The sequence below is a fragment of the Psychrobacter pasteurii genome (genome assembly GCF_900162815.1).
GTDB classification, from domain to species: domain Bacteria; phylum Pseudomonadota; class Gammaproteobacteria; order Pseudomonadales; family Moraxellaceae; genus Psychrobacter; species Psychrobacter pasteurii.
The window spans coordinates 1-5,277 of the sequence record NZ_FUGD01000030.1 but is presented as its reverse complement, the minus strand read 5'-3'; the positions used below and the strand labels follow the sequence as shown (position 1 = coordinate 5,277).

Annotated in this window: 5 protein-coding genes and 1 pseudogene; 2 read left to right on the top strand and 4 right to left on the bottom strand. The window is 44.2% G+C overall.

Going from position 1 to position 5,277, the window contains the following annotated elements:
- A pseudogene (locus A1232T_RS00705) lies at positions 1-206 on the bottom strand (RNA-guided endonuclease InsQ/TnpB family protein); the annotation flags it as partial.
- 58 nt (positions 207-264) lie between these two features.
- Here A1232T_RS00705 and A1232T_RS00700 point away from each other — a divergent pair.
- Positions 265-672: a hypothetical protein gene (locus A1232T_RS00700; RefSeq protein WP_244152320.1), complete on the top strand. Its 408-nt coding sequence runs from the start codon at positions 265-267 to the stop codon at positions 670-672.
- Between the two features lie 115 nt (positions 673-787).
- On the opposite strand, the gene A1232T_RS00695 is transcribed toward A1232T_RS00700, so the two are convergent.
- From A1232T_RS00695 to rapA, 3 genes are all read right to left on the bottom strand, one after another.
- Entirely contained in the window at positions 788-1,156 is a 369-nt protein-coding gene (locus A1232T_RS00695) for a 5-carboxymethyl-2-hydroxymuconate Delta-isomerase (RefSeq protein ID WP_077447570.1), read from the bottom strand.
- A 126-nt stretch (positions 1,157-1,282) separates the two neighbouring features.
- Positions 1,283-1,750 (bottom strand): Cys-tRNA(Pro) deacylase, encoded by a 468-nt coding sequence (ybaK, locus tag A1232T_RS00690; protein ID WP_077447569.1) that lies wholly within the window; start codon positions 1,748-1,750, stop codon positions 1,283-1,285.
- A 156-nt stretch (positions 1,751-1,906) separates the two neighbouring features.
- Positions 1,907-4,789 (bottom strand): RNA polymerase-associated protein RapA, encoded by a 2,883-nt coding sequence (gene rapA, locus A1232T_RS00685; protein ID WP_077447568.1) that lies wholly within the window; start codon positions 4,787-4,789, stop codon positions 1,907-1,909.
- Positions 4,790-5,139: 350 nt separating this feature from the next.
- On the opposite strand from rapA, the gene A1232T_RS00680 reads away from it, so the two are divergent.
- Positions 5,140-5,277 (top strand): helix-turn-helix domain-containing protein (locus A1232T_RS00680; RefSeq protein ID WP_007395620.1); only part of this gene is annotated, 138 nt, incomplete at its 3' end.

Sequence of the window (5,277 nt, the reverse complement as noted above, 5' to 3'; positions counted from 1 at the left end):
TGTAAGGTCTGACTGTGTAATCCTAAATATTCACCGCTACCTTTGGTGTACTGGTTTAAATCATAGGCTGAAAAGTACTTACCGGTACGTTTTAGATGCTCAAAGCAAAGTGCATTTATATAGTTCCACACGAAGTTCACTGAACCGCTTAGACGATTCAGCTCTTTTATGTGTTTGTCTTTAATGCGTAGCTTGAGGGTTTTCATATGCTTAGTATGGCAAGATTAATTTTAGCTTACAACCCTTTAACGACTTCTTACGACAGTGTGTGTCGCCTTATATCCACCCCCTGAAGTGGGTGGTTTTACGGCGACCGGTGATAAAGCCCATGAGGCGTTAAAGCCCGGCGGTAAGCTAATTCTCATTGATGTGCCCAAAGAAAGTGGGTTTGCGAGCTTATACAACCTAGCCAGTGCAGTTGATACTTGGGATCATAAGCTATTGGCTCATATCTCGCCTAAAGACCCGTACCCTATTGAGCTGGTTCGCAGTGCAAACTGGCGCACCTCAGATGAGAAAATTGAGCTGATGAAAGCAGCTGGCTTAACCAATTTTGAATACGCACAAACGCTATTAACTCACCCTATGTTTGCTAATGATAAAGTACAAGAGGTCGTTGAAGGCTACGATCGTGGTGATTATGTGGCCATTTGTGCACAAAAAAAGGCGTAACCAACTTTTCTGTTAAAGCAACATTAAGCCCTCATCGTTAAATATAAAAACCCCATACAGTCTATCTGTATGGGGTTTTCTTTTTTGCTATAGGTGTCAATTACTCTATGACTGGCTATATCTTCTCTTTTTTATAAGCTGCCGTAAGCTCAATCACTTCCACACAATACTGCACCGAGACTCGGCCCGATTGCTGCTCTACTAACTCCTGCTTCAAGCAAGTGTGCAGCTTCTCAGCCAAGTCCTCTCTAATTTCTTGGCTACGTCCTGGCATCAGTCGTAGCTGAATATAAACAAAGCCTTCCTCTTGTTGGTCGTCCTCAATCCCCACTAGGAAGTTCTCTACATTCAATAATCTGGCTTTAATTGCTTGTGGTGACCCAAAATGTCCGGTTTCCCATAGGGTGCTATTTAGTTTTTTTAGTAAACTCTCTGGGTTTTTGATAGTGACATTGGGGGTAGCTTGAACGATAACATGTGGCATAGGAGGCTCTCTAATTTAGGTGGCGTCAGTAATTTTGAAGGACAGTATTTTAAAGCAAAAACAATGATTTAAAGCAAATACTCTAAAGCAAATACTCTAACGTAATACAGCTTACAACAAAACACTTTAATCAGTTATATCAGCGAACTTAGCACTTAGGGTATCCGCTAATTGCTGTGGTGGCAGCTCGATCTCTAGCCCTCGTCTACCGCCGCTGACATGGATAGTTTCTAAAGCTTGGGCTGAATCATGGATTACCGTGGGTAGACGCTTTTTTTGACCCAAGGGACTGACCCCGCCTAGGACATAACCGCTGCTGCGCTCAACTACCTTAGGGTCAGCCATTTGTACTTTTTTGCAGCCCAAGGCTTTGGCCATTTTTTTGAAGTTTAGCGTATCAACAACTGGTAAAACCGCAACGGCAAGCTTGGCCGATTCTGTCTCTACAACCAAAGTCTTAAATACCTGCTCAGCAGGCAGACCTAATTTATCAGCCGCCTCTAGCCCATAAGACTCCGCACTAGGGTAATGCTCATATTCGTGAATCTGATAATTAAGCTTTAGTTTTTTTGCTAAATTGATGGCTGGGGTCATAAGCTATTGCCTCAATAATAATAGATTTTTTATAAGTTTAGAGTACCGCATAAGCCAAAAAACTAAAAGCCCTCCTTGTGAAGGAGGGCTTTGTTAAACTTAATTTGCTAAACTTGAAAAGTCAGTATTAAAGCTTGAGAACTTAAAAGCTAGGCTCTATGGCTTTACCGCCACCAATACTCGAATACTGTCTGGCACTAGTGATAAGCTACGTAAAGCCTGCTCACCTTGGGCTTTTAAAGACTCAAGACGCTCGATTTCTTCATAACGAACGTTCGGGTTAACTTGTTGTAGCTGTTTTAGGCGGCTAATTTCACGCTCCCACACTTGGCTAAAACGAGCCATTGCTTGAGCACTAATGTCCTCTAGCTTACTTTGAGCAATGGCCTCAGCATCATAATAACGTGACTCAATGACCTGATTACGAACTTTAACTACCTGACGTGAGCGATTTTTATCCAAACGCTCAATGTGCGGCATAATCATATCCGCCGTGATACGGTCAGATAAATCCCCACCCTGCTCGCCTAAGAATACACGTAAATTTTGAGTCGGTAAAGTCGCACCCAAGTTTAGAACTTTTGGTGCAATGGTTGCCACTCTAAAGTTAACTTCTAACAGCAGCATACCTTCTGGAACCGTGTTGCTCTTTAGCATCGCCACTGTGGTATTACCAAAGGTACCCGAGTTGGCCATGTCATAAATGGCTAACATTAGCGGATGCTCGTGGGTAATAAAGTCCATGTCTTCACGCACTAAGGCTTGGCTACGCTTAAAGGTTAACGTCATGCCATCTTCAGAGATAGGCAGGTTATCAACATCGGTATGCTGACTGTTTTCTGCCTCTGGTGGGTGAATAACCCAAGAGCCATCACGTTGCACACTGTGATCTAAATTCACTGAAGAGAAGAAGCGATCTAAGAAAGATGGCAATAAGTTATTGGCATCAAAATCGCTCATCGCATCGGCGATACGACTGGCAACGCGAGGACGACAAGAGTTGTACTCAAGTAGACGGTCACGACCTGACTGCAATTCCGCTTCTAGTTCTTCACGTACGCTGGCTGCTTCAACAATTAAGTTGCTTAAAGCTGCACGATTGTCTTCATTGTCTTCACCTTCAAGCAAAGGCTTTAGATCAACAATAAACTGCTCTTGTACCGTCTGGGCAGTCGGTGAAATCTGATTAAAGATATTCAGAGCTGAGTCATACCACTGGTACATACGCTCTTGAGCCGTGCCTTGCACATAAGGCACGTGCAAAGTAATCTTTTGGGTCTGACCGATACGGTCCAAGCGGCCAATACGCTGCTCTAAAGTATCTGGATTAGCAGGTAAATCCCACAGTACTAAGTGGCTAGCAAACTGGAAGTTACGGCCTTCAGAACCAATCTCTGAACACAATAGAATTTGAGCTCCAGCTTCATCAGCAAAGAAAGCAGCCGCTTGGTCACGCTCAAGCAGACTCATCTGCTCAGTGAAGATGGCCGTCTTGATACCTGCATGTAGACGTAGTACCGCCTCTAAGCTTTCGACCGTCGCCCCACTACGGGCAATAAGCAGCACTTTTTTCTGCTTTAATTCTTCTTTTAATAACTTAATCAACCAAGGCACACGCGGGTCATCTTCTAGCCAGCTGCCATCAGGTTGATTCTCTTCACCCCACAGCTGTTCACGTAGTTTACCGCAGGTCTGATAATTACCAATCCAAGCCTCAGGGCATGGCAGCGGGTGTGGCACACTAGCACGACCATGGAAACCTTGTACGCTGTCTCGGGTGTTGCGGAATAACACACGGCCCGTACCATGACGGTCTAATAGCTGATTTAACGCATAAGTGCGTAGCTTATCGTCTTCATTAATGTTGGCCAACTCATCAGGATCACTAAAGCCTAATAGATGAGTTAGGGCTTTGATTTGACCTTCGGTTAAAGGCTTTTGATCCATCAATACCTCTGCCACAGCAGCGGTATCAGAGAAGGCAGCCTGACCGTCAATAAAGTCATCTAAATCATCAAAGCGGTCTGAGTCTAGTAGACGCAAACGGGCAAAGTGACTTTCAACGCCCAGCTGCTCTGGAGTAGCGGTTAATAGCAATACGCCTGGGGTCTCATGAGCAAAGTCTGCCACCAGCTCATACTTATCATTGCCACCTTGTTCTGGGTCCCAATGTAAGTGATGCGCCTCATCGACTACCAATAAGTCAAAACCTGCTTCAAGAGCCTGCTCATATAAGTCATGGTGGTCTAGCAGTAAGTCTAAGCTTGCAATGATGCACTGCTCAGTAGCGAACACGTTTTGATCGGGGTTATGCTCTTTAATAGCAGCCGTACGCACTAGATCAAATAGCGCAAAGTTTAGGTTAAAGCGGCGGCGCATCTCGACCATCCACTGATACTGCAAGCTGTCAGGAACCAAAATCAAGACACGCTGTGCTTTACCAGTAAGCAATTGTTGATGAATAATCAGACCTGCTTCAATGGTCTTACCTAGACCCACTTCATCGGCCAATAACACACGCGGGGCAATACGCTTACCGACTTCGTGAGCGATATATAATTGGTGCGGAATAATATCAACGCGAGCGCCCATCAGGCCTTTTAACGGATGGCCGGCCAAAGCAGACTGCATACGCAGGATATCTTGACGCAGCTCATACCAATCCCCACGCTCAACACGACCTGCCAGCAGACGTTCTAAGGGCTTAGCCAAAGTAATATTGGCTGCCAAACGGGTTTCCATAATGCCACGCGGATGACCTTCCACATGATATTTAACCACCCCCATTACCTCTTCTAATCCAGTAACAATATGCGTGTTACCTTCTTGGTCGGTAATCTCGTCACCCACCTTAAAGGTTACTCGAGATAAAGGTGCCGAGTTTTTGGCATAGACCCGGGTCTCTTCGCTTTGCGCAAATAAGATATGCACACAGCGGTCATCGACATCTATAACCACGCCTAGGCCAAGCTCAGCCTCGGTATCAGATAAATAACGTTGACCAACGGCGAATTCGGGGATTAAAGCAGCTATTGTCATAAATCAATCAGTTCTTTTATAGGTGTAGGGTTTGCTTAGGTAAACGCGCTTTGATATTTGTACGTATACGCTGGTTTTAAATAGAGTTTTTAGGCATCATGTTCATAGTCATGCGAGTGCAGATATCCGCTATTATAAAGGATTCTATACAGCTATCTGCCTTAATGAGGCCAAAGTTAGCAATTTCCATAGCAAATGTTTGGTTTTAGCGTTCTTTTACTCTTAATCACTGCTCTATTTTAACAATTAAACGCCAACTTGATAGCGAGAATTTATGTTCGCGCATTGTTCGTTTGTAATGGTTTGCATCTCATATAGTCATAGCCCCATAAATAAGATACACTGATAAGATGGCATATTCAAAAGACTACAGACAAATGATATTAGACAAGCTTGACGAAGGTTACAGTTATCGAGAGCTTGCCGAAGAATATCAAATCAGTACAACGACAATTCAGCGTTGGAAAAAGAACATTGAGCGTAAAGTT

Bases quoted from the DNA above. Each gene is read 5' to 3' on its own strand.
- ybaK (WP_077447569.1), bottom strand. From the start codon at position 1,750: ATGACCCCAGCCATCAATTTAGCAAAAAAACTAAAGCTTAATTATCAG.
- A1232T_RS00695 (WP_077447570.1), bottom strand. From the start codon at position 1,156: ATGCCACATGTTATCGTTCAAGCTACCCCCAATGTCACTATCAAAAAC.
- rapA (WP_077447568.1), bottom strand. From the start codon at position 4,789: ATGACAATAGCTGCTTTAATCCCCGAATTCGCCGTTGGTCAACGTTAT.